Consider the following 26,236-nt stretch of genomic DNA (forward strand, 5'->3'; position numbering starts at 1 on the left):
CTAGCAGACACTCCGGCTTGTTTAAATTGTGGGAACATTGATAGTAATGAAAATTACAATCGGCTACAATGGACAATAGAAGAAGGGGGTTTCTATGTTGAAGGAATTAAAAGTGAGAAATACGTTGTTAACAAACGAACGTCCGTGTGTATGTGTTCCGCTTATAGGAATAAGTGAAAACGAGCTGCTTGACGAAATAAAGCAAATTATTCAAAAAGAACCGGACCTGATTGAATGGCGGGCAGATTTTTTTGAAGATATTGGTAACTTTGAAAAAGTATTAGATGCCCTTGAACAGGTAAGAAAAGAAATTGGAGATATTCCTTTGCTGTTCACGATTCGTTCTATACACGAGGGTGGACAAAAGATCGAATTAAATGAAAATGATAAAATTGAGTTGATAAAAAGAGTCTGTGCTACCCGCCACATAGATTTTATAGATTATGAATTAGAAAATAATAAAGAGCATATTGAAGAGGTCCGAAAAAATGCGGATAAAAATAATATAAAATTAATTTTGTCTTTTCACAACTTTCATCAAACGCCTAGCGAAGAGGAAATGCTGGCTAAGCTTCATAAAGCGGGTAATAACAAAGCAGACATAGCTAAGCTGGCAGTGATGCCCAATAATATGACTGACGTTTTGGCTGTTTTGCAGGTGACAGAGAAAACAAATGATGAACTTGCTATTCCGGTGGTTACTATGGCTATGGGCTCTGACGGAGCAATAACTAGACTCGCTGGGTGGAAAACAGGCTCTTTGTTTACTTTCGGCATTGGGAAGGGAAGTTCAGCTCCAGGTCAGGTGCCAATTGAATTGATTAAAAGTATGGAAGCTCCTTTAAAGTCTAATAAATAAATGAACCGGCGAAAGCCGGTTTTTATTGACTAATAAAAAGATAGCGTTTACAATTAAATAAATTGGTTAGCCCAATATTATTTTTTCGAGGGAGTATGAATTAGAATCGAAAATCAAACTATAAAAAGAAAGTATGAGTTGATTGAAGAAGAACTGTTGCGGCTGATAGAAGAAGGAACTATGCTCCCAGGCGACAAACTTCCGGCTGAAAGGGCGCTTGCCGAAAGGCTGCGCTGTAGCAGAACGTCTCTGAGAGAAGCTTTCCGGGTTCTTGAGTCAAAAGGAATTATCGTCTCCCGAATAGGAGGGGGCCGATATTTACAAAGCGTTTACCAGCAGCAGGACTTCAATTATGATCCTTTGAAAGCGATGGAACAAACAGCGATTCTGCATTTTATTGAAGCAAGAGAAACACTGGAACCCAATATTGCCCGGTTAGCTAGTGAAAGAGCGACATTGGAGCAGCTTGAAGAAATAGAGAAAAACATGAAATCAATTCAAATAGGAACTGATGTAGATAAAAGTTTTCATCTTTCGATAGCTGAAGCCTCTGGAAATTTTGTTTTTGTAACAATGATGAAATCAAATTTAGAAATGATTTATAAGATGCGTAGTAAAATGCTGGAAGATAAAGAAAGATATAAACAAGCTCAACGAGAACACGAAGAAATATTCCAACACATAAAAAATAGAAGAGGAAAAAAAGCTGAAAAAGCAATGCGGAATCATTTGCAGTACCTAAAAACAAATATTTGGGAAAATTAAATTATATTTTTTAAAATTTATTAGATCGATCTAATGGAGGGGTTAAAGATGAATATTGGACCATTAAAAGAAATTAAAATCTTAGACTTATCAACAATGATTGCTGCTCCTTTTGGTGCCACGCTGTTAGCTGACTTTGGTGCAGAAGTGACGAAGGTAGAGATACCAGGGAAAGGGGACACGTTGAGGACTGTCGGCCCGTGGAAAGATGAAGAGCCTTTGCGCTGGCCTGGCCTTGCAAGAAATAAAAAATCGTTAACTCTTGATATTCGTACAGAAAAAGGTAAAGAGGTTCTAAAAAAATTAATTGCAAAATCTGACGTAGTTATCGAAAACTTTCGTCCAGGAACTCTGGAAAAATGGGGGATCGGCTACGAAGAGATGAAAAAGCATAACCCAGATATTATTTTATCGCGTGTCTCAGGCTATGGACAGACCGGACCTTACAGCTCAAAAGCTGGTTTTGGGACACCGGGAACGGCCTTTAGCGGTCACACAGGAATTTCCGGTTTTCCGGACCGCCCGCCGGTAAGCCCGGCATATTCCCTGCTTGATTACATTACTGGGATATATATTGCTTTAGCAACCGTAAGTGCTCTCTATCATCGTGATGTCAATGAAGACGGTGAAGGACAGTCAATTGATATGGGCTTATATGAGTCTATGTTCCGTATGTTGGAATTTCTGGTAGCTGAGTACGATCAGAATAATAAAGTGCGCGAGCGCAGCCCGGGACTATCAGGACACTCCAGTCCGGCAGGAACGTACGGTACTAAAGATGATAAATTTATTGTATTGGTATGCAGCACAGATTCTACGTTTGACCGGCTTGCAGAAGCGATGGGCAGAAAAGATATGCTTGAGGATGATCGTTATTATACTAATGCAGTGCGCCTTGAGCATGACGATGAAGTACAAAAAATTGTTTCAGGCTGGATAAAAATTCATACACAAAAAGAATTAATGGATAAGTTGGATGAATACGGTGTGCCAGTCAGTCCTATCTATACAATAGAAGACATTTTCAACGACCCCCATTACCAAGCGCGGGAAAATATTGTGGAGATTGAACATCCGCGCCTGGGCAGTGTGAAAATTCCAGGGGTAGTACCAAAGTTCTCGAAAACTCCTGGCAGTATTCGTCATCGGGCCCCGGATCTGGGAGAGCACAATGATGAAATTCTGGGAGAAAGTCTTGGGTTGTCTAAAGAAGATATTCAAAGCTTAAAAGAAGAAGGAGTGATTTAAATGACAGAAAGCAGATACCCTGATTCAATAGAGTTATGCGAAGTTGCTCCCCGAGATGGTTTTCAAGCCGAAGACGAATGGATTCCTACAGAGAAAAAAATAGAAATCATCCGTAAGTTAGCTGATACGGGGGTTTCTTCAATGGAAGTAACTTCTTTTGTGCATCCTAAAGCGATTCCTCAATTGAAAGATGCTGAAGAGGTGGTGCAGGCTGTCCAGGACATATCCACGATGAAAATGAGGGCGTTGGTGCCGAATGTAAAAGGGGCGGAAAGAGCCATCGGCGCAGGCATTAAAAAGTTGAAGCTGATGCTTTCGGCGACAGATGCCCATAGCTTATCGAATGCAAATGCTACGGTGGAAGAAGCTCAAAAAAAATTGGAACCGATCGCGGAACTGGCAGAAAAAGAGAATGTAAACGTTGGCGGATCGATTTCAGTAGCTTTTGGCTGTCCCTATGAAGGAAGAGTAACTGAAAAACAATTATATCCAATCCTCAAGAGATATCAACAAATGAATGTTCAGGAAGTCTCCCTGGCAGATACAACCGGTATGGCAAATCCTAAACAGGTACATCATATGCTTCAGGATTTGCAGGCTGCTTTTCCCGACATGACATTTTCGATGCACTTACACAATACTAGGGGACTTGCTTTAGCTAATATGGCTGCGGGCATGGAGCAGGGAATACGCCGTTTTGACAGTTCAATTGCCGGCCTGGGGGGATGCCCCTATGCGCCGGGAGCTACTGGTAATGTTCCTACAGAAGACGTAGTGCATATGCTTGAAGAAATGAGCATAAAAAGTGGTATCAGTCTTGAAAAAATTATTCAAGCTGCCAAAGAAGTGAAAAATATAATAGGGCATGATGGAGGCAGTTATATGCTTCAGGCTGGCCCTAATTCCCAATTGCATGATAAAGTAGAATCTCAAAACAAAGTAAATTAGAAATTTAATGAATAAAAGTTGAAAAGTCTGTGGAAAAACCCGTATCATTTGATGTAGATACGGGTTTTTACGTATGGTCAGGTCGCATACATAAGGAGGGTGAAGACTGATGGAAGACATACGCCAGCTCGAAGAAGACCTGTTAAAGCCAAGTATCCGGCGGTCGGCTGTGGAAGTGAGCCGGCTGCTGGCAGAGGATTTTCAGGAAATCGGAGCCTCCGGCCGGGTTTTCACCCGGGAAGATGTAATTTTTGGCTTGGAGGAGGAGCAACCTGTTCATAGAGCGGTGGCTGACTATAAAACAAAACCACTTTCGGAGCATTTATACCTGGCAACCTATACCGTAACGAGCGAGCTGGGGACTTCGCTACGCAGCTCCATATGGCGGAAAACGGCCTCCAGCTGGGAGCTTGTTTTCCATCAGGGGACGCCCAAAAAAGCAAATCAACCGTAGAATCAGAATACAAATGCTATTTTCAGCAAGAGTGCAGCCAGGCTGCAGAAGGACAGTAGAGGTGAACAATATGGAACTGTTCCATTATCATTTTTGGACAACAGAGATAGAAGAAGCAGAAGCTTTTTACAGCAGTCATGGATTTGAAGTAGTAGGGCGCTTTGCTCTGGAAAATTATCGTATTAAACGGTATGATCCGCCGATTGGGTGGGATGACTTCCGCTATAAAGGGTTAACGTTCCGGATGATAGAAATGAGTCTCGGCCAGGTGAGGGTCACCTTTGGCGCAGGAAGAAGGGATACGTTCGGCTACTTTGGCTATCGTGTAAATGGGGAAGAACATGCCGGTATTCTTCATCGTGCAAAGGAACATGGATGGGGGATCAACAAAAAAGAAAGAAGAACCTTTCTACAGCCGCCTACCGGGCCGAAGATTCAGCTTGATTGGGAGGAAGAGCTTCCTATTGGAGGAAAAGAGAAGTTGCAGTCTGTCCTCATTACCAGTCCCGAGCCTTATGATTCGCACGACTGGCTGACTGTTCTGGGAGCAGAAGCGCTAGTGCCTGCCTGGGAGGAAAAGCGCGCCTTCGAACTTGAAAAAGTAGTTATTCAGGGAGCGGAAGAGACGGAGACCGTGCAGGATCCAAACGGTGTCTATCTGGAATTCCGTCCTTAATGGAAGGAAGAACAGCATGATGAAATATATAATAGGGACGGTGCTGGGTTTTGCGTTGTTTACAGTAAAGCCGAGAACGGTCAAAAGCAGGGAATAGGGAGCGAATACATCGTGGAGTCGTCATTTCGTCAATTAATTATTGTTATTTTAGCTATACTATCGACCGTGCGTCTGGTTTTCTTTTTTGTGTTGGATCAGCCTCTTATCGATGCCATGATGCCGCTTGCGTTCATGGTGTACTGGATGCTCATTTTATCGATAGCGGACAGCAGACAGCTATGGAGTGCAAAACGCGAACTAATTACCATACTGGTGGCAACAGCGCCAGTATTGATTGTTTCATTTATCGGGGTCGTAACGGAAGCTCACGAAATCTTTCTTCCGCTGTTTACGAATTCGATGCTTTTAATGGTTCTTATGCCTATTGTTTATAAGTATGGGTTGAAACCAAACGATCCTGATAAAAAAAACTAGAGGAGACCGGATAATGGTGTTTCGAGCGAAAGGAAGCAGACTCTTGACTGCATTTGCGGTCATAGCCATCGTATTGTTGGGGTATTCTATTTTTCAGGCTCTGTTTATGTATGATGGAGGGCCGGGGACTATTTTGAGGGCTGTGGTTGACGCGGTCATTATCATTTTAGTAACTCAGATTGTATTTTTCACAAAATATGAATTACATGAAGAGCATCTGGCAGTCCACGCCTCTCTTTTGATCCGGCTGCGTATTCCCTATGATTCGATCCAGCGGGTGGAAGAGGTGCCCGGATGGATTAAGGGAGCGACGCCTGAAAGACTGAAGGTGATTTACCAGGAAGGAAACCGTCATCAGCATATTGCACCGAAGGACGAAGCATTGTTCCTGGAGAAACTGGCTGCGAAAAATAAAAATATTGGTATGCCAAAATAAGGACGGTTCACGTGGTGAACTGTCCTTATTATAATTTGTCGTAAAATTTACGAAGGAAATAGAACCCAATAGAAGCTAAAACCGTTCCGGCAATAATTATCGTTATGATAAAAAGCACTGTAGGCACGAATCTTCCTCCCTTCGCTGCAAATTCCTGCTGTTATAGGTATTTACCCCGGGAGGCATAACGGCAAGCGTCTTTATTTGAACAGCGGAGCCAGAAGGGTCGTGTTCAATAAATATAAAAAAGCACTGGCTTAAAACCAGTGCTGAATGCTTGTAGCATTAATTGCTTTGGCCGGATATTCCGACGGTAGTAACAAGCGTTTTTATTTTTTTCAGGTTTGGACCGACGACCTGATATCTTTTGTCGTCCGTAATAATAATAGTAATAGGAACGAATTTTTCGTTTAATGCACCGAACTCCTGGTTCGCCTGTGGGTCATTGACGATATCTTTTTCAATAAAAGAAATACGGTTTTCCTGAAACCAGCCTTTTACTTTAGCACAGGAGGAGCAGTTTGGTTGGGTGAATATCTGAACTTCATAATTCATATACATTCCTCCAATAGGATGTGAATATACCGCGGCGCCTTAGTATTTGTACGATTATGATAGTATACTAAAGTGCCCGGGAACGCAATAAAGAGGTCAGAAACCCCGGCCGCAAAAGATAAAGGGTGTTCATCTGATAAGAACATACGTTTGTGAAAAAAGGTGTTGTCCGCTATAATAGAAGGAACAGAAAACTGCGCGTATAAGGGGGCGTAGGAAATGAAGCAGGATGAACAAAAGCTCCGGAAGATTATTCATATTGATATGGATGCTTTTTTTGCATCCATTGAACAGCGCGACCAGCCCCGTTTGCGGAACAAGCCTCTGGTAGTTGGAGGTTCTCCCTGGTCAAGAGGTGTAGTGGCTACATGCTCCTACGAAGCGAGACCGTACGGTATTCATTCAGCTATGTCTTCCTACGAAGCCTACCGAAGGTGCCCGGAAGCTATTTTTATTAAAGGAAACATGGAGAAGTACAGGGAGGTTTCGCGTGAAATTATGGCCATCTTTCATGACTGCACAGATCTGGTGGAGCCTCTTTCCCTGGATGAGGCTTATCTCGACGTGACAGAAAACCATTGGAACCTGCCGTCCGCTACGCTCGCAGCTAAAGAAATACGAAAAAGAATTTATCAAAAGACCGGTCTCACTGCCTCTGCCGGCGTTTCATATAATAAATTCCTTGCAAAGACGGCTTCGGATTATGAGAAGCCGGATGGCCTGACAGTTATTACTCCGGACCGGGCGGATGCTTTTGTGAAGGCTCTTTCCATTGGGGATTTTCGCGGCGTTGGAAAGGTGACCAAACGGAAATTTGATTCACTCGGCATCGAAACCGGGGAAGACTTGCAGCAGCTGAGTGAAGCAAGGCTCGTGGAATTGTTTCATAAGCAGGGTCATGTTTTTTATCGTCAGGCCCGGGGGATCGATGAACGTCTGGTGAATCCGGAAAGGGAACGGAAATCGCTTGGAAAAGAGACGACGCTTTCGCAGGACCTTCTGCTTGTGCAGGATATGCTTCCAGTCATTGAAGAGCTGCTTGATCAGGTGCTGACCAGGCTGAAAAAAGACGGCATCAGAGCCAAATGTATTGTGCTGAAAATAAAATTTGCTGATTTTCAGCAGATAACCCGCCGGTCCACCCTCGAGCATCCGAGCAATGATCGTGCGGAGCTCCTCGAAACGCTGCGGCTTTTACTCGAAGAAGGGGCTTCCGGGGGGGATCCTGTCCGGCTTCTTGGAGTTACAGCTTCGGAATTTTACGGCCCGGGAGAAGTAACGGGAGGTCGTGGCAAGGTTTATAAAACGGTAAACTATGAACAGCTGCGTCTGTTTTAAAACGCAGCTGTTTTAGTTGATTAACTGGAGAAGACGCCGAAGAAGAAAATAGCCATCAAAGCTAAAAGCAGAACTATAACAAAAATGAGGAGCGTCAGTAACAGGGCAAACACTACAAATGCTCCGAAAGCTTTACCGCCGGAAAAGCCGGTAGCGGCAGAAATTAAATTCACCTGGGTGACAATAGTCCAAATAGAAGCAACGGCTGTGAGAACCCCGGCGATAGCTGTAAGAAGCGTAGCCGTGTCACCGTTGCCCGCTAGCTGGCCGATGTACAGTAAAAAAATAATGGGGAAAATAATTGCCTGTGGAAAAAGGGACAGTCCGTAAATAGTCCGAGCTTCCCGGGCGTTCATACTGCCCTGGAATATCAAAATAACGAGCTTTAGGATCAGTCCATTCAAGTAAAAAGTGACAATTTGGAATATAAGGAACGCGGCGATAACGCCGGCGGCTGCCAGAAACGTAAAAAGAGCGGAGTCCGTTTCAAGCGGTGCCGTTTCCCGGGAGTTTTGTGCAAAGGCCTGAGACATTCCGGCAATGATGACGATCCAAAGGGCGGTGAAGTGAAGCTTTGGGTGATCACTTAATTGCCGGTACGTTTTTCGAGGTGCAGTAAGCAAAGCTGACAGCTGCCTGGGATTCATAATGATCATTCCCCGCTTTCCTTAATGTATCTTTTTTCCATCTAATGTTAGTGTACAATAGTTTGAATAAAGAAAACAGGTTATATAAGGAGGTTGGGCCGTGAATTCCAGACTATTTTCTATTTTAGAAACACTGGAACTGTTTGACGAAATGAAATCCATTCAGCGTGCCTCATTAAAGAAGGATGGCGACCGGGAGAACGACGCGGAGCACAGCTGGCATTTATGTATGTATGCCATGCTTTTGTACCGGGAAGTTGATCCGGACATGGACATTGCGAAAGTAGTGGAGATGCTGTTGATACACGACCTGGTAGAAATATATGCCGGCGATACGTTTGCGTATAACGAAGCGGGTAAAAAAGATCAGGAAGAAAGGGAATGGCAGGCAGCGGAAAAAATAAAAAGCAGGCTTCCGGCTGAGCTCGGGCGTTGGTATATGAAAAGATGGCGTGAATTTGAAAAGGAAAAGAGTACCGAAGCAGACTTTGCCCGTTCGCTTGACCGGATGCAGGCGATGGGACAGAATATTTTTACCCGTGGAGCTTCCTGGAGAAGAAACGGTGTCCGGCCGCAGGATGTGGAGAACCGGGCACAGACATGGAAAAACAGCAGTCCTGCTGCAGAAGAAATTTTTGCTCATTGGTGGCAGGAAGCGTTAAATGAGGGTTATTTCAACAGCGAGGATTAAATAGAGCAACGTTCAAACTAACACCCCGGAAATATCTTATGGTACAATTTTCCCAATGTGATATTTAGAAGGGATGGAAGAAATGTCGACTATGAGCAGTGCGGATAAAGTCACTCTGTATTATAAAGAAGCGGGCCAGGGACATCCTGTTATTTTTCTGCACGGACTGACTGGAGATCACACGATGTTTGAACGTGAAATGGAGCAGTTGAAAGGCCAATTCCGCGTTATAGCGCTTGATATGAGAGGGCACGGCAGGTCGGATAAGCCTAAAGCATATACATTGGAAGATCATATACAGGACGTACTGCACATGATGGATGAGCTCAGTATTGAATCAGCTCACCTGGTCGGTGTTTCAATGGGGAGCTATATCGCTCAAGGTGTAGCTGTTGAAGCTCCAAAAAAAGTAACGAAACTTGTGCTGACAGCACCGAAAGCACATGGAAAAACGTCTTCCACGGCCCGCTTGTTTGCTGAGCATGAAGCCGAGTTGAGCGGCCTTTCCCACCGCGAAAAATTAAATAAAGCCTCGATGTATATTTATCATGATATTGGCAAGGTGCAGGATTGGTCAAAGCAGATCGAAGGCCGTGCTGTCGAGCTGAATACTGAAGAAGAGAAAGCAGCGTCTGATGCTTTAAAGGGGTTTGACTTCCGGGGCCAGCTTCCTTTTGTAGAGGCGGATTCGCTCGTGATCAGCGGGAAATATGACGGCCTGAATCCGCCGGAATACGGCAGGGAAATAGCTGACCTGATTCCTTCATGCCGGTTTGTGGAATATGAACATTCGGGTCATGGAATAAACGTTGAAGAGCATGAACGATTCGTAGAAGAAGTCAGAGAATTTTTGAAATAAAGCCAATAAAAAGAGCAAGAGCATGATTACTAAATGAATAAGCTGCTCTTTCGCTCAGAGCGCCGGAGATCCGCTGTGATTTTCAATTAAAAGGGTATATATTCAATTGAATCGATGAAAACAAAGGTTTTTAAAGCTTTTAAGCTGTTTTTAAAGTGTGAAAGATTTGAAAAGCTATCTCCCAGATTAAAATTGTTATAAAATAATATTGATTTTTATGTGATATATGTTATCATATGGAATATGAAATTAATTAAGAGGTGATGAAAGCATGGCTGATCGTAAAAATGTACAAACAACCGGTTCAGGTGCTCCAGTAGGAGATAACCAGAACTCGTTGACAGCGGGCACTAGAGGCCCCACTCTTATTCAGGACGTACACCTTTTAGAAAAACTTGCTCACTTTAACCGCGAGCGCATTCCTGAGCGTGTCGTTCACGCAAAAGGCGGCGGTGCTCATGGTGTATTTGAAGTGACAAACGACGAAATTTCTAAATATACCAAAGCTGACTTCTTAAGCGAAAAAGGCAAAGAAACACCAATGTTCATCCGTTTTTCCACAGTGGCGGGCGAATCCGGTTCAGCGGACACAGTACGTGACCCACGCGGTTTCTCCGTGAAATTTTATACAGAAGAAGGCAACTACGATCTCGTAGGTAACAATACACCGATCTTCTTTATTCGTGACGCTATTAAATTCCCGGATTTCATCCACACACAAAAACGTGACCCGCAGACGCACCTGAAAGATCCGGATATGGCATTTGACTTCTGGTCCCTTTCTCCAGAGTCGCTGCACCAGATCACTTATCTGCACGGTGACCGTGGAATTCCGGCAACGTGGCGCCACATGAATGGATACGGCAGTCACACGTTTAAATGGGTTAATGACCAGGGAGAAGCATTCTGGGTAAAATACCACTTTATTAGTGATCAAGGCGTCAAAAACCTTGACGAGCCAACAGCAAATCAAATAGCTGGGGAGAACCCGGACTATCATACGGAAGATCTGTTTAATGCTATCGAAGAAGGAGACTATCCTTCCTGGACACTGTATGTACAGATTATGCCTTACGAAGAAGCACTTACGTACAAATGGGATCCGTTTGATGTAACTAAAATCTGGTCGAAAGAGGATTATCCACGTATCGAAGTCGGCCGTATGACACTAAACAAAAACCCTGAAAACTACTTCGCAGAAGTAGAGCAGGCTGCGTTTTCTCCGGGACACTTTGTACCTGGTATCGAGGCTTCTCCGGACAAAATGCTGCAGGGACGTCTGTTCTCTTACTCTGACGCCCACCGTTACCGCGTAGGCGCTAACCATGAGCAGATTCCGGTTAACAAACCAGTAAGCGGAACAAACAACTATCAGCGTGACGGCTTTATGCGCACGGATGACAACGGCGGCGGTTCGAAAAACTATGAACCGAACAGCTACGGTGGTCCTACTGAAGACGCGGCGGCAGAAATCAGCCCGTTTGATGTAGAAGGCAAGGTTGCGAGCACACCTTATCCTGACGACGATCACTACACGCAGGCTGGCGACCTGTACCGCATGATGAGCGAGGACGAAAAGCAGCGTCTCATTGATGCATTTGTGGGCCACATGAAACCAGTCCGCAAGGATGAAATTATTAAACGTCAATTAGAAATCTTCTACAAAGCGGATCCAGATTACGGACGCCGTATTGCGGAAGGACTCGGCTATAAAGTGCCACAAGAAGAAGCGTAAGCAGTACCAACGTTTGCGCAATCACCAATTTTAATTTTATGCATCATCCACTCACAACTTTTAACCCGTGCCTTTTCAGGCACGGGATTTTTTTGTGAAAAAAGCCGGAATCCAAAGAAATTCTTCGGAACCCGGCTTATGCAGTGAAATTTCAGCACCTCTGTTTATATTTTGAAAAGACAGATGAAAATGTTTCAGCACGTGGTATGATAAAGACAGATGAAAAAATGCATCGTTTAAGAATTCAGCATGTATGTAATAGCTTCTGCGACGCCGTATTCGTCGTTTGTGCCAACAATATGATCGCTCATAGTTTTGACTTCATCCACAGCGTTCCCGATAGCGACGGCATAGCCGGCTGTTTCAAGCATGCTGATATCATTGTAATTATCTCCGATGGCGGCAGTATCTTTTAACGGTACAGCAAGCTCTGTAGCAAGTTTTTCAAGCGCAAGTCCCTTCGACGCTCCTGTATGTTCTACCTCGAAATTATGAGCACCCGAAGTAACGAGGGTTAAATCCTCCCGGCTTTTAAAGTGATCAATGCCTGCCTGACGCTTTTCTTCGATAAAAGAAACGGCCAAAATATTATACAGGGAAACGTTCATGTCACGCAGCTCGAGGTAGCTTTCAATAAAAGAAAATCCGAGCTGGCTGTATTGCCGTTCCGCTGCTTTCTGCATGCAGGCTGTATCCGCATGGGGATTGGCACTTTTGATCCGGTCCTGCTCGATTTGAAGCAGTTCCCGGCTGTTTTGGGGAGTGTAGATAGCTTTTTCTGTAAACGCTTCATAATAGAATTCCTGCTGATGAAGCCACGAAAGTACTTCCATGCCTGTTTCTTTTGGGAGAGGCACAGAGATATACAACTCATGGTCTGGAGAGTGAATAGCGGCACCGTTCGCGGAAATCACCCACGGATGAAGAGAAGTATTTTTAAGTATGTTCCATACGTCAAAGTGGGCTCTGCCTGTAGCAATAACGATATCAATACCGTTTTCGACGGCTGTTTCAAGTGTTTGTATCGTTTTGTCATCTAACTGGTTTTCGCTGTTTAAAAGAGTGCCGTCCAAGTCAATTGCGACCATTGAAAACACGTTGCGTCCCCCTAATTAATAGACGAGGTTAAAAGCATAAACCTTTTATACTTTAACATAAAATATTATAAACAACGAAATTAAGCGCAAAAATTTGTATAATAATAGTAAAATACTTATACAGCTTCATTCGGAAGATGTATAAAAATCCTGATTGCTCATGTCCGGAGAATCTTTTTATTGGCCGTAGAAGGATATGGAAAATTGAGAAAAGAAGGTAGCAGAGGAAAAAGAATTCGCAGGATATTGAATAGGGGGCGTGGTTATGTATATTAAAAGAACAGAAGACCCGGTGCTTCTCAGCCAGTTAAATCAGTCACTGCACGAATGGCACGTAAACCTTCATCCTGAACTTTTCTTCCCTTATGATCAGCCGTCGGCTCAATCGTATTTTGAAAAAAAGCTCGCTGACGACTGCCACATGTTTTTTATCGCTGTCGACGACGAAGAGCCGCTGGGGTACGTCTGGCTTGAGCTTCGCAAAGAAAAAGGAAGCGATTTTAAACGTCCTTCGCACTACGGCTACATCTATCAGATTGTTGTAAAGGATCAACACCAGGGCCAGGGCGTGGGAGCTTTTTTAATGAAAGAGGCGGAATATGCTGCGCGGGACTATGGGGCAGATAGGCTTGAGCTGGACTATTTGGCACAGAATTATATAGCGGAAGCCTTCTATAAAAAAATCGGATATGAACCAAGACGAGTCACAGTGCACAAAGAGCTTTAAGAGGATGGGGGCTGGAGAGATGGTTACGAGTCATACGAATATTATTATCGCCGGTACAAGCATCGAAGGACTTGTGCTGGCACGGGCTTTGGAACGCTATGATGTAAACGTTCGGCTGCTTGAAGCTAAAAAGTCCCCTGCCCATGAACCGAAAGCACTGCTTTTATATGCGCGGACGCTTGAAGTGCTCGAAAGCATTAAACTGGCAGAGCCATTGCTGGAGACAGGCATACCCTATCATTCACTGGAATTCAATTACGAAGGAAAAAAGATTTTTACTCCTTCCTTCGATTTTTTGAAGGAAGAATCTTCGTATCCGTTTGTATTGTCACTCGCTAACTGTGATGTACAGCGTGTGCTACAGCGTGCATTGGTGAAAATAACTGTGGAATGGGGTACGCGCATTACGCAGCTGAAGCAGAATGGTTTAAAAACAGAAGCGATAATCGAAAAAAATAATATGAAAGAACGGATAATTGCTGATTATGTTGTCGGGGCCGACGGAATTGAAAGTGTTGTCCGGGAGCTTGCTTCCATTAAATGCAAAATGGAGGGGGGCTCTGAATTAATAATGGCAGATATTAATACAGAGCAGCGGATGACAAACAATGCCCCGTCCGTGGTGTTTAATAAAAAAGGAATTATGTTTGCCGCAGACCTTCCCGGTCACCAGGCAAGAATCATGATGATCGACCGCGATAACCCAGACACACGCCTTAAAAATACGGAAGCTTCTCTGCAGAGGCTTTATCAAAAAATCACTGGCCGCCCATTGTCAATGCAAACGGCGGTGACGGTGCAGTCGAAGCAGGCTGTGTTTCATCAGGCAAAAGAGTTTCGGGCAGGGGATGTGTTTTTAGTCGGTGAAGCGGCACATGCTCATCACCCGATGACAAGCCAAAGTGTGAACCTCGGTATCCAGGACAGCATTAATTTAAGCTGGAAGCTTGGCATGGTATGCACAAGGGCCTGCCCGGAAACGCTGCTTAAGTCATACGAAACTGAACGGCTTCCTGTCGCAAGAAAAGTTAACCGGACGACAGATTGGACGGTTCGAAGCCTGACTGTGCAAAAGCCTATTGCAGTGCATGCAAGAAACCGAACGCTGAAAATGGTGGAGATGATTGAACAGCTCCCGGAGGCCTTTATCCGCAGACTGTCTCATTTGTCTGTGAGATACCGGGCGTCGGCACCATTGTTGAAAGAAGAGCTTAGGCGCGAAGGGGTACTACATCCAGGAGACAGAGTGCCCGATGTGGCATTAACGGATTTTGAGAATCGCAAAACCAGGTTGTACGAGCATTTGCAGGAAGGGAAATTTTTATTTGTGATGCGCACGAGCGGCAGCCGGATCGACAAGGAATATGCGTTTATTAAGCGGTGGCTCCGCAAATCCGCGCCGTATTTTGGCAGCATGGTACAGCCCGCCCTAGTGGCGCCAACACCGACAATGGGGCAGCCTGATGATATTTTATGCTGGAGTGAAAGGCATTTAAGCAGGGAATTCAGGCAATTAATCGGGCCGGGAGAATCTATGCTCGTTCGACCGGATGGTTATCTGCTTTTTCACAGCGATGCTGCAGGGTGGAGCAGCTGGAAGGATGCAGTTGAACTTTTTCTGGCAGCGGGTGCTGAATGGAACCTCGAGGAGCAGGAAGCACGGAAGTGGTATCAAAATTTCAAACTGATCAGCCGCAGGTGGAAAAAGCAGCTGACATTCAGTAAATAAGAAAGCTTCCTGTAAAGCCGGTACCGTATACAGCGGGCGCCGGCTTTTTGAAACGCGTATACGTGTATTACGTAAAAACAGAAGAAAACATTGACACTAGCGTTCCAAGAATAGGAAAATGAACGAGTTGAATGCCTATAAGTAAGGAGAGGAAATCATGTCATCGATTTTAGAAGTGAATGATGTACATAAGCGTATTCGCGGTAAAGAAATCATTCAAGATCTGAAATTCTCTGTCGAGCCGGGAGAGGTTTTTGGCTTTCTTGGACCGAACGGCGCAGGGAAAACAACCACAATTCGTATGATGGTCGGGCTCGCCCCTATCACATCCGGCGATATTCTTATCGACGGATACAGCATCCAAAAATCATACGCGAAGGCGATTAAACAGGTTGGAGCCATCGTGGAAAATCCGGAAATGTATAATCATTTAACAGCGGAAAAGAACCTGGTCCACTTTGCCCGGATGAATGGAAAAGTGGATTATGAACGTATTGACGAGCTACTCGAACTTGTAAAGCTGGAGCACGTGAAAAAGAAAAAAGTGCGTACGTTTTCGTTAGGAATGAAGCAGCGGCTCGGGATTGCCCAGGCGCTTCTACACCGGCCGAAGCTGCTGATTTTGGATGAGCCTACCAACGGCTTGGACCCGGAAGGGATTCGAATGATTCGGGCTTACCTGCGCCGGCTTGCGGAAAAGGAAGGACTTGCGGTACTTGTGTCCAGTCATTTATTGTCAGAAATGGAGCTGATGTGCGACCGTTTTGCGATTATCCAGGATGGTAAATTGATTAACATTGAAGATCAGCGTGTCTCAGAAGGAGAAGAGCGCCCGCTGCCGTACCGGATTGATGTAGGTCCGAAGAAGCTCGAAGCTGCCATGCAGGTGGTGAAAGAAGCTTATCCGGATCTGAAAATAGAAGAAGCGGACCAGCGGCTGACGATATTCATAGAAAAAGAGAATGTCCCTGCCCTGCTGCGCTATGTCATGGAATCCGGATTTGATATTTATGAAGCAAAAGAAGATAAACAAACGCTTGAAGACCGGTTTCTTCAGGCAACGTCGAAGGAGGGATCCTCATGATCCGCCTGATTCAAAATGAATGGATGAAGCTGTTCTGGCGTATCAGTACATGGGTGATGGCAGCAATTCTGTTGGTCGGGGTGATTGGTGTTCTCATTTATTCCATCACCAATCAGCCCTCAGCTGAGCAGCTTCCCTCGGAAGCACAGTGGAAAGCCCAGCTGGAGCAGGAGAACGCTGAGTACCAGCAGGCTCTGGAAGAGAGTGGGTCTTCGGCGGAATTCTATGAACAGAGAATTGCGGAAAATGAATACCGGATTCAAAATGATATTCCTCCACAGCAGGCTACAGGAGAGAACGTCTGGTCATTCATGAGCACTAATACAGCATTGCTTGATCTGCTGAGTATCTTTGTCATCATTGTAGCCGCTACAATTATTTCTTCTGAATTTAAAAGCGGAACCATTAAGCTGCTGCTCGTCCGCCCACCATCCCGGATGAAAATACTGTTCTCAAAATATCTTACGGTTCTCCTTTACGCCTTAGGGATGCTAGCGTTTCTCTTTGGTGTCTCGTTTGTTCTGGGAGCTCTTTTCTTCGGCTTCGGTGAGTCTTCAGCAGAACTAATTTATACGGACGGAGAAGTTGAGCAGCGGCCGCAGGTGCTTGCGCTTGCCATAGACTATCTGACCGGTTCGGTGAATTTTTTCATGCTTGCAACGCTGGCATTTGCCATTTCAGCCATTTTCCGAAGTGAAGCGATGGCAATTGCCATCAGCGTTCTTTTATACGTGGTGGGTGCAGGTGTGACCTCCACCCTGGCTGTCGCCTACGACTGGCCGAAATACCTGCTGTTTGCAAACACGAACCTGAATCAGTACTTCACAAGCGGTGGACCGCCGGTGGAAAGCATGACGCTTGGCTTTTCCATTGTAGTCCTGATTGTGTACTGGCTGATTTTTATGGGATTTGCGGTATGGATGTTCAAAAAGAGAGAAATCAGCGTAACAGGTTAAGGGAAGTTGTTTAAATACCGGCATAGACAGGGAACAAAAGAATTGAGAGTAAATGAAGAGGAGTGGGCGCATATGGTGAAACGTACGGCAGAGAAAGTGCTTGGAATTATCGCGGCTGTCTTAAGCGGCCTTGGCATCATTTTAGGAATTGTTCTGTTGTTCGTGGACGCTTCTGCGTTAGAGGAAGCAAACCAGATGATTCAGGAAGAAGGAGGAGAAACGCTGAATGCGCAGGATATGGCTGCACAGTTTACCGCCTTCGGTATCAGCCTGATCATCTTTTCAGCAATCGCAACAATCCTTGCAGCGGTGGGCGTTTTCCTTCTGAAGCGAAATAAACGTGCCGTTGCTTCCGGCATTTTGTTTTTCCTTGCGGCGATTGCCGGCTTTATAGCAGTCAATTTGTTTGCCATTGTTCATTTTATCCTGCTCGTGGTGGCAGGCATTATGGCGATTGTCCGCAAGCCGGATACGCCAGCCGATAATTCCACAGACGTACAGGAATATCCGGAATAACAGAAATGGGGGCTCCGAGAAACTCGGAGCTCTTTTTTATGAGGAGGATTGGATGAGAATACTGGTGATTGCCGACACTCATATGCCGAAAAAGGCAAAAAAGTGGCCGAAGGAGCTTTACAAGGAATTTGCAGAGGTTGATTATATTATTCATGCCGGAGACTGGCAGGACCCGGACGTGTGGGAAGATTTAAGCCAGCATGCTCCACTTACCGGGGTATATGGAAATGTGGACGGAGACGATATGAAAGATATCGTGAATGAAAAGGAGGAAGTCGTGCTTGAGGGGTGGCGTATCGGTATCGTGCACGGGCACGGCGAAAAAGGAACAACTGAAAAAAGAGCCGGGGAAGCGTTCGCCCCCGGCCAAAAGGATATTATTATTTTCGGTCACTCCCATATTCCTTACCTGCGGCATGCTGGAAAAACGTTGATGTTTAACCCGGGGTCACCGACGGATAAGCGAAAGGCGACGATGTTTTCCTACGGACTGCTCGACCTCCACCATAACCATTTTGAAGCCCGGCATGTATTCTTTCCCGGGAAAAGCTAAACGAAATACTGAAGATCCGAAGCGTTGGTCGGATATGCAAACATCGTCCCGGATAAGGAGCTCGCCGGGATTTCGTGCTGGATCACGAGCGTCATGTAGTTAATGAACGAGGATGCATCGCTGTTTAATGCGTGAGCACCGACCACGGTGTCTTTTTCCTTATCAATAATTAATTTTACAAAAGCCGTTTTTTCATTTTTGTGCTTGTACGTAAACCACGAGCTGACGTCTTCGGTAATTACAGACATTCCGAGGGAGGAGGCTGCATCGCCTGTCAGGCCCACCGCTGTTAACCCAGGCACGGTGAACGCTGCAGAAGCGATTGGTCCGTAATGAACGGGAGTGCTGTTGTTTTCGAGCAGGTTGGTGGATGCGTAGCCTGCTTCAAAGCCGGCTAATGGGGTTAACGGGCTACCGGACGTATCGGCGCAATCGCCGGCGGCATAAATATTTTCATTGGTTGTGTTTTGCAGATATTCATTTACAGTAATGCCCCGCTTTTTATCGTAGGCCGCACCGGCTTTTTCCAGATCCAGCGTTTGCACGTTCGGTGTGCGGCCGCTGCCGTGAACTACAATATCGCCATGAAAGGAGTCTTCCGTATTCGTATAAACCTGATAGCCTTTTCTCTCTGGGCGTATTTCGGCTGCTTCGGTGTGCAGATGTACATGTACACCGATTGATTCGGAGTAGTCAATGAGCTTTTGGACAAGCTCAGTATCAAATCCTTTCAATGCACGATCTCCGCGCTGTAGAATATGAACATCGGCTCCCGCCCGTTTGGCAAGGTGGGCAAATTCAAAGGAAATATAACCGCCCCCGATAAAAACAATGCTTGATGGCAGCTGATCGAGTTCGAGAAAATCATCGCTGCTGAGCATATGTTCAGATCCTTCAATTGGCAGAGGGGCGGGGCTTGCGCCGGTGGCGAGTACGAATTTTTTACTCTTAATATGGCGGCCATCTATTTCTATCGTTTCATGGTCGATAAAACGGGCGCGTCCGTGCAGGGTGTCAATGCCGCTGTCTTTTAAGCTTTGTTCGATAGCTTCCGGCACTCCCTGAACGAACGTGCGCTTGAAATTCATTAAATCTTCCCAGCGGATGGATAAATCGCCTTCAAGACCAAGGCCTTGCAGGCGCTGGGCCTGTTCGAGCACCTCTGAAGCATGGATGAGAACCTTCTTCGGGTCGCATCCACGCAGGGCGCAGGTGCCGCCGTAGGGACGTTCATCCACTATAGCTGTGTTCCATCCGGCCCCGTTTAAGTTTCCTGCAGCGGTCATGCCCGCCGACCCGCTTCCGATTACGATTACGTCATACATAGTATTTACCTCCTTTAATTTCTTCGTTTCTATTCCTTTTGCCGGAAGAAATGAAACGAAATCCCAAAATGGAAAAATATTATCCGAAAGAAGGAAAAGCATATGCAGTACGAAGCAAGTGAATTCCGTTCCGAACGATTGACGACCGGGCTTTTGTTCTGGTCAGGGCTGATTGTGATGTCGAGCTTATACATGACAATACCGCTGATCCCAACCTTTTCGGAAGCGTTTTACATTTCTGCCGGCGAAGCTGCCTGGGCAGGGAGTATTTTTTCCATCTTTTTCGCGGCAGGCTGTCTGGTGTACGGCCCGTTATCGGAACGGGTGGGGAGAAAACGTACGATCGTAACGGGGTTGCTTGTGCTCGCGGTCGTCACTCTTCTGATCGGTCTGGTGCCGACCTTTTCTGCTCTGCTTATCGGCCGGGCTCTCCAGGGGCTGGCGGCTGCTTCGTTTTCACCAGTAGCGCTTGCATACATCGGCGATATGTTTGCGCCGGCTAAGAGAGGTTCGGTTATCGGGTTTATCAGCGCCGGCTTTTTAATTGCAGGGATTTTCGGGCAGACGTGGAGCAGTGCCGCCATGCAGATGGCCAACTGGCACTGGGCCTTTTTGCTGCTCGGTATTGTGTATGTGCTCACCTTTGTTTTAATGTGGCGTCTGCTTCCGGTAGATCCATCGAAAGGAAAAACGGGCGGTAAGCCGTTTTTTTTCTCCCAGCTGCAGACGGCGGCCAAAAATAAGAGCCTGCTGCTTTGCTTTATCGTCACTTTTTCGGTACTGATGGTTTTTGTGGGGATGTATTCTTCGCTCGGGCAGTACCTGCAGGGCGCATTCCAGCTAAGTCAGGGTGACATTTTATACGTCCGCGCAGCGGGGCTTCTCGGCATCAGTGTTGCTTTTTTCACAGGGAAATGGAGCAGGCGTGTCGGCAGTCCATTTATCCTTCGCGCCGGTCTCGGTATTGGAGCGCTCTCCCTTTTGTTGATGATTGTGACCGACAGTTTATCGCTGCTTGTAATATGGAGCGTGCTGTTTACGGTCGGAGCTGGTTTAATCGTTCCTGCAATTATTGCGCTCATCAACCAGGTGGGTTCTGAAGTGAGAGGGGTGGCAACGTCGCTGTATACATTTATTTTATTTATCGGTGCCAGTATCGGGCCGGTGCTCAGCACCGCAGTCAGCCAGGCTGTGTCTGTCGAATGGGCCTTCGGTGTGCTCGCTTTGATTTACGCTGCCAGTTTTGTAACAGCTTTAGGAATACGTGTGCCAAAGCAGTAAAGAAGTCGTTAAACGGCTTCTTTTTAATTTTATGTGAATTTATTTGACATATTTTTTCTTCTGAATAGGTTTTAACGGAAAAATACGTCGGGATGACATAAATAAGAAAGAATGATGATAGAAAATATCACAAAGTAATTTCTATATTACTGCCTAATTACTCGAAATTTTCAGAAAATAATGATATGATAAAAATCCAATCAGAAAAACAATAAAGAGTATATTTAGATAATCCAGATAAATAGGAGTGGTGAACATGGTTAAAGGCAGTACGAAGCGCTATTTGGAAGCCCTAAGTTTGACGGTGGAGGAACCTTCTTTTTCTTATCTAGCCAAAATTATGAACGCTCACTTGTTTACATTTCCATTTGAAAATGCCAGCAAACTAATATACCACCGGGAAAATACGTGGGAAAATTATACGCCGGACACAAAGAACTTCGTCGATAACTTCGAAAAATACAAGTTTGGCGGAACATGTTTTACCGTTAATCAGAAGGTGGCGGCTATACTTCAGGATTTAGGCTTTGATGCTTACAACATCAACATGGGGCCGGAACACATTGCGACTGTTGTCCGGCTGCAGGGCGAGCATATTCTCGTGGACTGTGCCGTTTCGGCGCCGATTTTTTCACCGGTGCGCCTGGAGAGGTCCGACCGGAACATTTATATGTATCACGATGAAAAAATTGTCATCAGTCCGGTGGATAAAGAAAATCACCTGTATGAATTCAAACGATATATAAAAGGGACGCTGACAAAAGATCAGTGGGTATTTAACGCTGACCAGCCGAGAAGTCAGAAATATCTTAATGATATGGTAGGCCATTCCCACCGGGAAGGAGCTATGTTTATGTCGCTGCTGAGGCTGCAGATGTGGCAGCCAACGCGAAACATTACGCTGAAAAATAACCGGATGCGCATCTATCATCCAGATGGGACTACGGAAAAAAGAGATCTGCAGTCGATTGAAGAGATCGAAGAAGTGGTTCAGCGTGAGTTCGGACTCGGAAAACTGCCTGTGCGAAAAGCGATCGAATATCTCGAAGCTAAAGGAATAGACGTATTCGCCTCCTTAAATAAAGAAGAAGCATCTTAAGTGTAACCGGCGCTGTCTGCGCCGGTTTTTTGTTTGAAGACGGTTGCGGCTGGTTATCTGTATCGCATATGATGGACAGATAACATTAACACAGGGCAGGTGTCTGGATTGAATAACGCGATTGCCGAGGTAAAGCTGGTACCCTTTAAGCGAGAGCATTATGACAGGTTAATTGAGTGGGTGCCGTCGGCCGATTTTTTAAAGCAGTGGAGCGGAGAAGCTTTTACATACCCGCTGAATGCAGAACAGCTCGATGATTACCGCAGACAGCAGGAGGGAGACAACCCTAAACGGCTTGTCTATACTGCCCTGCATCAAACAAGCGGCGTGCCCGTCGGTCACATATCGCTTGGGGCCATTAATTACCACGATCGTTCCGGGCGGATAGGCAAGGTGCTTGTGGGAGATGAAACGATGCGCGGGATGGGTCTCGGACAGTGGATGGTTCGGGAGGTATGCCGGATCGCCTTTGACGAATTGCAGCTGCACCGGGTGGCGCTCGGAGTTTTTGATTTTAACACTTCCGCTTTGCGCTGCTATGAGCGTGCCGGCTTTCAGCGCGAGGGGGTAAAACGGGATCTTCGTCTTGTAGGAAACACCTATTGGTCTCTTGTGGAGATGAGCATGCTCGAAGAGGAGTGGGAGAAGCTGCGTTAATTCCCCTGCTAGCGGTTACCGCATTTCTGGAAATTTCACTGTAAAAGGTTCATAATAAAATGACAGGAGCCATCTGCGCTCGTGTCTTTTTTATAGGCGGGCAGCAGAAGCTTGATTATGGCTTGGAGGGAAGCGCATGGATAAAAAACCATCTGTACTGGTAATGGTATCTGTAGAGGCAGAAAAAGAAGCCCTGCAGGCAGCAGTGGAGGCAGAAGATGCCTGGGAGGTGCAGGTAGGCGGTGTCGGAGCGGCACAGATGAGTGTCCGGACATCGCTGCTGCTTGCTGAACACGACTATGATTTAGTTATAAACGCGGGTATTGCGGGCGCATTTCCGGATAAAGCCTGGCTGGGTGATATTGTGGCAGCCAGCGAAATTGTCGCCGCGGATATGGGTGCAGAAACAGAGGAAGGATTCGCTCCGCTCGAAAAGCTTGGGCTGGGACCGACGCGTTTTCCGACAGAAAAAAAATATACGCCTGAGTTAATCCGGCGTCTTGCGGAACAGGGGATTTCAGCTGTTGAAGCCCCGGTGCTTTCTGTGTCGACCGTAACCGGTACACAGGCAATGGTGAACCAGCGGGCGTTTTTATATGAAGATGCTGCGGCAGAAGCAATGGAAGGCTACGGCGTGGCAGCGGCCGCCAGCTATTTCGGCATTCCGGTAATGGAAATACGCGCCATATCAAATGAAGTCGGGCCAAGAGACAGGGACGCCTGGAACATACCGGGAGCACTGAATTCTCTGCGGTCGGCTGTACTTATATTGCAGGAGGTTACGTCATCATGAAAATAGCTTTTTCCCCGTGTCCCAACGACACGTTCGTATTCCATGCCTGGACGCATGGGCTGTTAAAAGATACAGAAGCTCCGGAAGTCACATTTGCAGATATTGATATTACCAACCACTGGGCCGCAAACAAAGAAGGACCGGAAGTGATGAAAATTTCCTACGCGGCTCTTCCATGGGTGCTTGAAGATTATGCTCTTCTTCCGAGCGGTGGTGCCCTTGGTTACGGCTGCGGTCCCTTAGTATTAACAAAAGGCGAAAAAACGCCAGGGCATTTGATCGGAAAAACGGTAGCGGTGCCGAGTGAACGATCCACGGCTTATCTACTGTTCCGTTTATGGGCATCCAAAGTAATCCCTGAAGGTGTTGGAGAAATTAAAGTGATGCCCTTCGATGATATTATGCCGGCAGTCCGGGACGGCGAAATAGATGCTGGCCTTGTCATTCATGAAGCCAGATTCACATACCATAATTATGGCCTTTCGCTTGTAGAGGATATGGGCAGCTGGTGGGAAAGGGACACGGGCTTTCCAATTCCGCTTGGAGCGATCATTGCCCGCCGCCATTTAGATACGCAGACGCTCGCAGATAATGCCCGGCGCTCTGTGGAATACGCCTGGGAGCATCCGGAGGCATCAAGTGATTTTGTTATGGAAAATGCTCAGGAGATGTCACCGGAGGTGGCTCAGTCCCACATTGAACTGTATGTTAACGAATTCACCCGCAAGCTTGGTGAAGACGGGTACGCCGCTGTGGAAACCCTGCTCGGACGGGCGATGCAAGAAGAATTAATCCCTTCCTTTGATCTGAAAAAAATCAGGCTGTACTAAACAGAAAAGTTCCTGGAGTCTTTTGAACGGTAATTATTGAGGTGATATTTATGCCACCATGGTAATTAAGTTCAGGCACCAGGAACTTTTATTTAGAAAAAGTACATTGCTTCTTCCGGTAAATACAGGATCGGCATTTTACTTTGGAGGGGTTCACAGGAACTGGTTCGCCTTTTTCCGACGTTTTCATGTATTCGAGAATGTCTGCTAATTTTTGCCGCTGCCGTTTCGTGTTTTTTATGTAAAAGCTCTTGTTACGATAATATAAATAACCCCCGCGTACGGTGCCGTACTGTTCAGCCAGGATAAAACCAGCTGTCAATTGCATCTGGTCATGAAAGCGCGGGCTGTTTTTAGCTGATATGCCGGATTTCTTTTCTCCAACAGTCACATACCAATTATTTTTCAAAATGAGATCCGGTTTGCCCCGGATTTTCCATTGATGGTTTTCAAGAATTGGAGCATAAGTTCCTTTTTTGTCCCTGTAAACGACCTTATTTGCTCCTCTGAATATTCTATAAATGAAAAAACATGCAAAGATCGTCAGAAAAACATAGAGGACCATATGGAAAGCACCCAAAATATACCTCCTCCGGCGAGTAATGCTGCTCCTAAAGCGGCTAACAGACGGAAAAAACCAATACCGGGCCGATGGGTTTGATTAAATTTTTCGTGTGCCTTGTTTCCACGGCTGAATCGCTGCTCCCGTATTTGTGTTTGTTCCTCGTCTAAAAAAATTTTATTCTGCTTAAGAGCTTTATCCAAACGCCATTGCTCAGAGCACCTGGTAAAGGCGTTGATTTCTGTAGGGGTAAAATATTTTTCTTTTTTCATTGAAAGCTCCTTTCTACAAAAATAAGATTAAGTTTGTATAGTTTTCATTTTCCTCGCTGCCAAAGCGGCGCGGAGGCTGTGAAGAATCATGCCTGCGAGCACGAGCGCAATGCCGGAAAAGGTCAAGGCCGAAGGTGCTGCCGTATGAAGCAGAAGCATTTCGCCGATAAGGGCAAACAGAACTTCTCCGGACTGAGTCGCTTCGACTCCGGCTAATTTGGCAGTATCGTTTTTCACCAGCTCCGTAGCATAAAAAAACAGGACAGTAGCAATGATTCCGGAGGAAACAGCAACGATGAAGGACTGGGAAATCTGAGACCTGCCGGGAAGTCCGTGTACGGAAGCTCCATACAATGCTAAAATAATCCAAAAGGGCATGCTAGCAATAGTCATGCCAAGCACCCGCTGGAAAGTAGTGAGCCCGTTTCCGGCCACGTGCATCATTTTCCGGTTGCCAAGCGGATAGGCAAAGGCAGCCAGCAGCAGGGGAAAAACACAGAGCCAGACATTCAGTAGCGGAACCGCTGAAGCATGCTCAGCCTGCATAATAAACACTCCCGCAAGAATCACTAAAGAGATTAGTACGCTCTGGAAAGGGATAGGCTGCCTGGATCCGGATGTTTTATGTAAAAAAGGGACAAGCAGCGACCCGGCAATGATAGTAATTTGAAAAGTGGCGGCGACAAGCCAGCCGGGGCCATATACGGTGGAAAAAGCGATGGGCGCGTAAAAGAGTCCAAACCCTACTGTACTCCAAAGAATCCACTCTGAAGGACGGTCTCGGAGATGCTGGAAGACGGGGCGAAGCCGTTTCTGTGCTCCGACAATTGCGATAAGCATAGGAAGCATAAAAAAATAACGAAGCGACGCACTCCAGGCCCAATGGCCGCCGGAAAGCTCCATCGAACGGTTCAAAACAAACGTGACAGAAAAAAAGAGGGCTGCTGTAAGGCCCAGCAAAATAGCTTTCATTTATGGGGACCACCTTCGATACAATATTTGGTTATTGTATCACAGCTAAAAATTTTTCCCAATATTCTGTTGAATAAAAAGGGCGGAACATTGCGCTT

The 26,236-nt window shown here is 45.9% G+C and carries 30 protein-coding genes; 23 read left to right on the forward strand and 7 right to left on the reverse strand.

The genetic code is table 11. From position 1 onward, the window contains the following. Window positions 1-97 precede the first annotated feature (97 nt). From aroD to Q9M42_RS11945, 8 genes are all read left to right on the forward strand, one after another. Window positions 98-859, forward strand: a complete 762-nt coding sequence (gene aroD, locus Q9M42_RS11910) for a type I 3-dehydroquinate dehydratase (protein WP_322526684.1) — start codon at window positions 98-100, stop codon at window positions 857-859. Between the two features lie 138 nt (window positions 860-997). After that, window positions 998-1,624 (forward strand): FadR/GntR family transcriptional regulator, encoded by a 627-nt coding sequence (locus Q9M42_RS11915; RefSeq protein ID WP_322526685.1) that lies wholly within the window; start codon window positions 998-1,000, stop codon window positions 1,622-1,624. A 48-nt stretch (window positions 1,625-1,672) separates the two neighbouring features. Further along, window positions 1,673-2,872: a CaiB/BaiF CoA transferase family protein gene (locus Q9M42_RS11920; RefSeq protein ID WP_322526686.1), complete on the forward strand. Its 1,200-nt coding sequence runs from the start codon at window positions 1,673-1,675 to the stop codon at window positions 2,870-2,872. Then, window positions 2,873-3,820, forward strand: coding sequence for a hydroxymethylglutaryl-CoA lyase (locus Q9M42_RS11925; protein ID WP_322526687.1), 948 nt, complete (start codon window positions 2,873-2,875; stop codon window positions 3,818-3,820). Window positions 3,821-3,929: 109 nt separating this feature from the next. After that, on the forward strand, window positions 3,930-4,274 hold the full coding sequence (locus Q9M42_RS11930; protein WP_322526688.1) for a nuclear transport factor 2 family protein: 345 nt from the start codon (window positions 3,930-3,932) through the stop codon (window positions 4,272-4,274). Window positions 4,275-4,335: 61 nt separating this feature from the next. Continuing rightward, entirely contained in the window at window positions 4,336-4,950 is a 615-nt protein-coding gene (locus Q9M42_RS11935; protein ID WP_322526689.1) for a hypothetical protein, read from the forward strand. Between the two features lie 111 nt (window positions 4,951-5,061). Beyond that, complete coding sequence (locus Q9M42_RS11940; protein WP_322526690.1) at window positions 5,062-5,424, forward strand: hypothetical protein; 363 nt, start codon at window positions 5,062-5,064, stop codon at window positions 5,422-5,424. A 13-nt stretch (window positions 5,425-5,437) separates the two neighbouring features. Further along, window positions 5,438-5,860, forward strand: coding sequence for a PH domain-containing protein (locus tag Q9M42_RS11945; protein ID WP_322526691.1), 423 nt, complete (start codon window positions 5,438-5,440; stop codon window positions 5,858-5,860). A gap of 285 nt (window positions 5,861-6,145) precedes the next feature. Here the strand turns inward: Q9M42_RS11945 and Q9M42_RS11950 are convergent, their stop codons facing one another. After that, complete coding sequence (locus tag Q9M42_RS11950) at window positions 6,146-6,415, reverse strand: glutaredoxin family protein (protein WP_091613972.1); 270 nt, start codon at window positions 6,413-6,415, stop codon at window positions 6,146-6,148. A 219-nt stretch (window positions 6,416-6,634) separates the two neighbouring features. Between Q9M42_RS11950 and dinB the strand changes: the two genes are divergently transcribed. Then, entirely contained in the window at window positions 6,635-7,753 is a 1,119-nt protein-coding gene (gene dinB / locus Q9M42_RS11955; RefSeq protein ID WP_322526692.1) for a DNA polymerase IV, read from the forward strand. 20 nt (window positions 7,754-7,773) lie between these two features. Here the strand turns inward: dinB and Q9M42_RS11960 are convergent, their stop codons facing one another. Then, on the reverse strand, window positions 7,774-8,409 hold the full coding sequence (locus tag Q9M42_RS11960; RefSeq protein WP_322526693.1) for a YIP1 family protein: 636 nt from the start codon (window positions 8,407-8,409) through the stop codon (window positions 7,774-7,776). Between the two features lie 91 nt (window positions 8,410-8,500). Between Q9M42_RS11960 and Q9M42_RS11965 the strand changes: the two genes are divergently transcribed. The 3 genes from Q9M42_RS11965 (at window position 8,501) to Q9M42_RS11975 (ending at window position 11,685) form a co-directional block, all read left to right on the forward strand. Then, entirely contained in the window at window positions 8,501-9,091 is a 591-nt protein-coding gene (locus Q9M42_RS11965) for an HD domain-containing protein (protein ID WP_322526694.1), read from the forward strand. Window positions 9,092-9,173: 82 nt separating this feature from the next. Then, the gene (locus tag Q9M42_RS11970; protein ID WP_322526695.1) at window positions 9,174-9,950 is read left to right on the forward strand and encodes an alpha/beta fold hydrolase; all 777 of its coding nucleotides are present in this window, start codon (window positions 9,174-9,176) and stop codon (window positions 9,948-9,950) included. A gap of 271 nt (window positions 9,951-10,221) precedes the next feature. Continuing rightward, entirely contained in the window at window positions 10,222-11,685 is a 1,464-nt protein-coding gene (locus tag Q9M42_RS11975) for a catalase (protein WP_322526696.1), read from the forward strand. Between the two features lie 236 nt (window positions 11,686-11,921). Here the strand turns inward: Q9M42_RS11975 and Q9M42_RS11980 are convergent, their stop codons facing one another. After that, window positions 11,922-12,773, reverse strand: coding sequence for a Cof-type HAD-IIB family hydrolase (locus Q9M42_RS11980; RefSeq protein ID WP_322526746.1), 852 nt, complete (start codon window positions 12,771-12,773; stop codon window positions 11,922-11,924). Window positions 12,774-13,047: 274 nt separating this feature from the next. On the opposite strand from Q9M42_RS11980, the gene Q9M42_RS11985 reads away from it, so the two are divergent. The 6 genes from Q9M42_RS11985 (at window position 13,048) to Q9M42_RS12010 (ending at window position 18,347) form a co-directional block, all read left to right on the forward strand. Then, a complete protein-coding gene (locus tag Q9M42_RS11985) occupies window positions 13,048-13,509 on the forward strand; it encodes a GNAT family N-acetyltransferase (protein WP_322526697.1) in 462 nt (153 codons plus the stop codon). A gap of 19 nt (window positions 13,510-13,528) precedes the next feature. Continuing rightward, entirely contained in the window at window positions 13,529-15,238 is a 1,710-nt protein-coding gene (locus tag Q9M42_RS11990; protein WP_322526698.1) for an FAD-dependent oxidoreductase, read from the forward strand. Window positions 15,239-15,395: 157 nt separating this feature from the next. Further along, window positions 15,396-16,322, forward strand: a complete 927-nt coding sequence (locus tag Q9M42_RS11995) for an ABC transporter ATP-binding protein (protein ID WP_322526699.1) — start codon at window positions 15,396-15,398, stop codon at window positions 16,320-16,322. Next, window positions 16,319-17,278, forward strand: a complete 960-nt coding sequence (locus tag Q9M42_RS12000) for an ABC transporter permease (RefSeq protein ID WP_322526700.1) — start codon at window positions 16,319-16,321, stop codon at window positions 17,276-17,278. The genes Q9M42_RS11995 and Q9M42_RS12000 overlap by 4 nt, the downstream gene beginning before the upstream one ends. A gap of 72 nt (window positions 17,279-17,350) precedes the next feature. Next, window positions 17,351-17,794 carry a DUF4064 domain-containing protein gene (locus Q9M42_RS12005; RefSeq protein ID WP_322526701.1) on the forward strand — a complete coding sequence of 148 codons (444 nt, stop codon included), beginning with the start codon at window positions 17,351-17,353 and terminating at the stop codon, window positions 17,792-17,794. Between the two features lie 52 nt (window positions 17,795-17,846). After that, window positions 17,847-18,347 carry a metallophosphoesterase family protein gene (locus Q9M42_RS12010; RefSeq protein ID WP_322526702.1) on the forward strand — a complete coding sequence of 167 codons (501 nt, stop codon included), beginning with the start codon at window positions 17,847-17,849 and terminating at the stop codon, window positions 18,345-18,347. Here the strand turns inward: Q9M42_RS12010 and Q9M42_RS12015 are convergent. Further along, window positions 18,344-19,672: a dihydrolipoyl dehydrogenase family protein gene (locus Q9M42_RS12015; protein WP_322526703.1), complete on the reverse strand. Its 1,329-nt coding sequence runs from the start codon at window positions 19,670-19,672 to the stop codon at window positions 18,344-18,346. The two genes, Q9M42_RS12010 and Q9M42_RS12015, sit on opposite strands and share 4 nt — an antisense overlap. Before the next feature lie 102 nt (window positions 19,673-19,774). On the opposite strand from Q9M42_RS12015, the gene Q9M42_RS12020 reads away from it, so the two are divergent. The 5 genes from Q9M42_RS12020 to Q9M42_RS12040 all read left to right on the forward strand — a co-directional run bounded on the left by Q9M42_RS12020 (window position 19,775) and on the right by Q9M42_RS12040 (window position 24,332). Continuing rightward, window positions 19,775-20,953, forward strand: coding sequence for an MFS transporter (locus tag Q9M42_RS12020; RefSeq protein ID WP_322526704.1), 1,179 nt, complete (start codon window positions 19,775-19,777; stop codon window positions 20,951-20,953). A gap of 256 nt (window positions 20,954-21,209) precedes the next feature. Beyond that, entirely contained in the window at window positions 21,210-22,052 is an 843-nt protein-coding gene (locus Q9M42_RS12025; protein ID WP_322526705.1) for an arylamine N-acetyltransferase, read from the forward strand. Window positions 22,053-22,160: 108 nt separating this feature from the next. Then, window positions 22,161-22,709 (forward strand): GNAT family N-acetyltransferase, encoded by a 549-nt coding sequence (locus tag Q9M42_RS12030; RefSeq protein ID WP_322526706.1) that lies wholly within the window; start codon window positions 22,161-22,163, stop codon window positions 22,707-22,709. A gap of 136 nt (window positions 22,710-22,845) precedes the next feature. Next, entirely contained in the window at window positions 22,846-23,502 is a 657-nt protein-coding gene (locus Q9M42_RS12035) for a futalosine hydrolase (RefSeq protein WP_322526707.1), read from the forward strand. Further along, window positions 23,499-24,332: a 1,4-dihydroxy-6-naphthoate synthase gene (locus tag Q9M42_RS12040; RefSeq protein WP_322526708.1), complete on the forward strand. Its 834-nt coding sequence runs from the start codon at window positions 23,499-23,501 to the stop codon at window positions 24,330-24,332. Before Q9M42_RS12035 ends, Q9M42_RS12040 begins: the two co-directional genes overlap by 4 nt. Window positions 24,333-24,420: 88 nt before the next feature. Here Q9M42_RS12040 and Q9M42_RS15555 read toward each other — a convergent pair whose 3' ends face one another. The 3 genes from Q9M42_RS15555 to Q9M42_RS12050 are packed head-to-tail and all read right to left on the reverse strand — an operon-like array spanning window position 24,421 to window position 26,138. Continuing rightward, window positions 24,421-24,897, reverse strand: coding sequence for a CRISPR-associated protein Cas4 (locus Q9M42_RS15555; RefSeq protein WP_369698796.1), 477 nt, complete (start codon window positions 24,895-24,897; stop codon window positions 24,421-24,423). Further along, window positions 24,876-25,166: a hypothetical protein gene (locus tag Q9M42_RS12045; RefSeq protein WP_322526709.1), complete on the reverse strand. Its 291-nt coding sequence runs from the start codon at window positions 25,164-25,166 to the stop codon at window positions 24,876-24,878. The genes Q9M42_RS15555 and Q9M42_RS12045 overlap by 22 nt, the downstream gene beginning before the upstream one ends. A 27-nt stretch (window positions 25,167-25,193) precedes the next feature. Then, complete coding sequence (locus tag Q9M42_RS12050) at window positions 25,194-26,138, reverse strand: DMT family transporter (protein ID WP_322526710.1); 945 nt, start codon at window positions 26,136-26,138, stop codon at window positions 25,194-25,196. Window positions 26,139-26,236 lie beyond the last annotated feature (98 nt).

It is taken from the genome of Marinococcus luteus (assembly GCF_034497705.1).
GTDB lineage: Bacteria > Bacillota > Bacilli > Bacillales > Marinococcaceae > Marinococcus > Marinococcus luteus_A.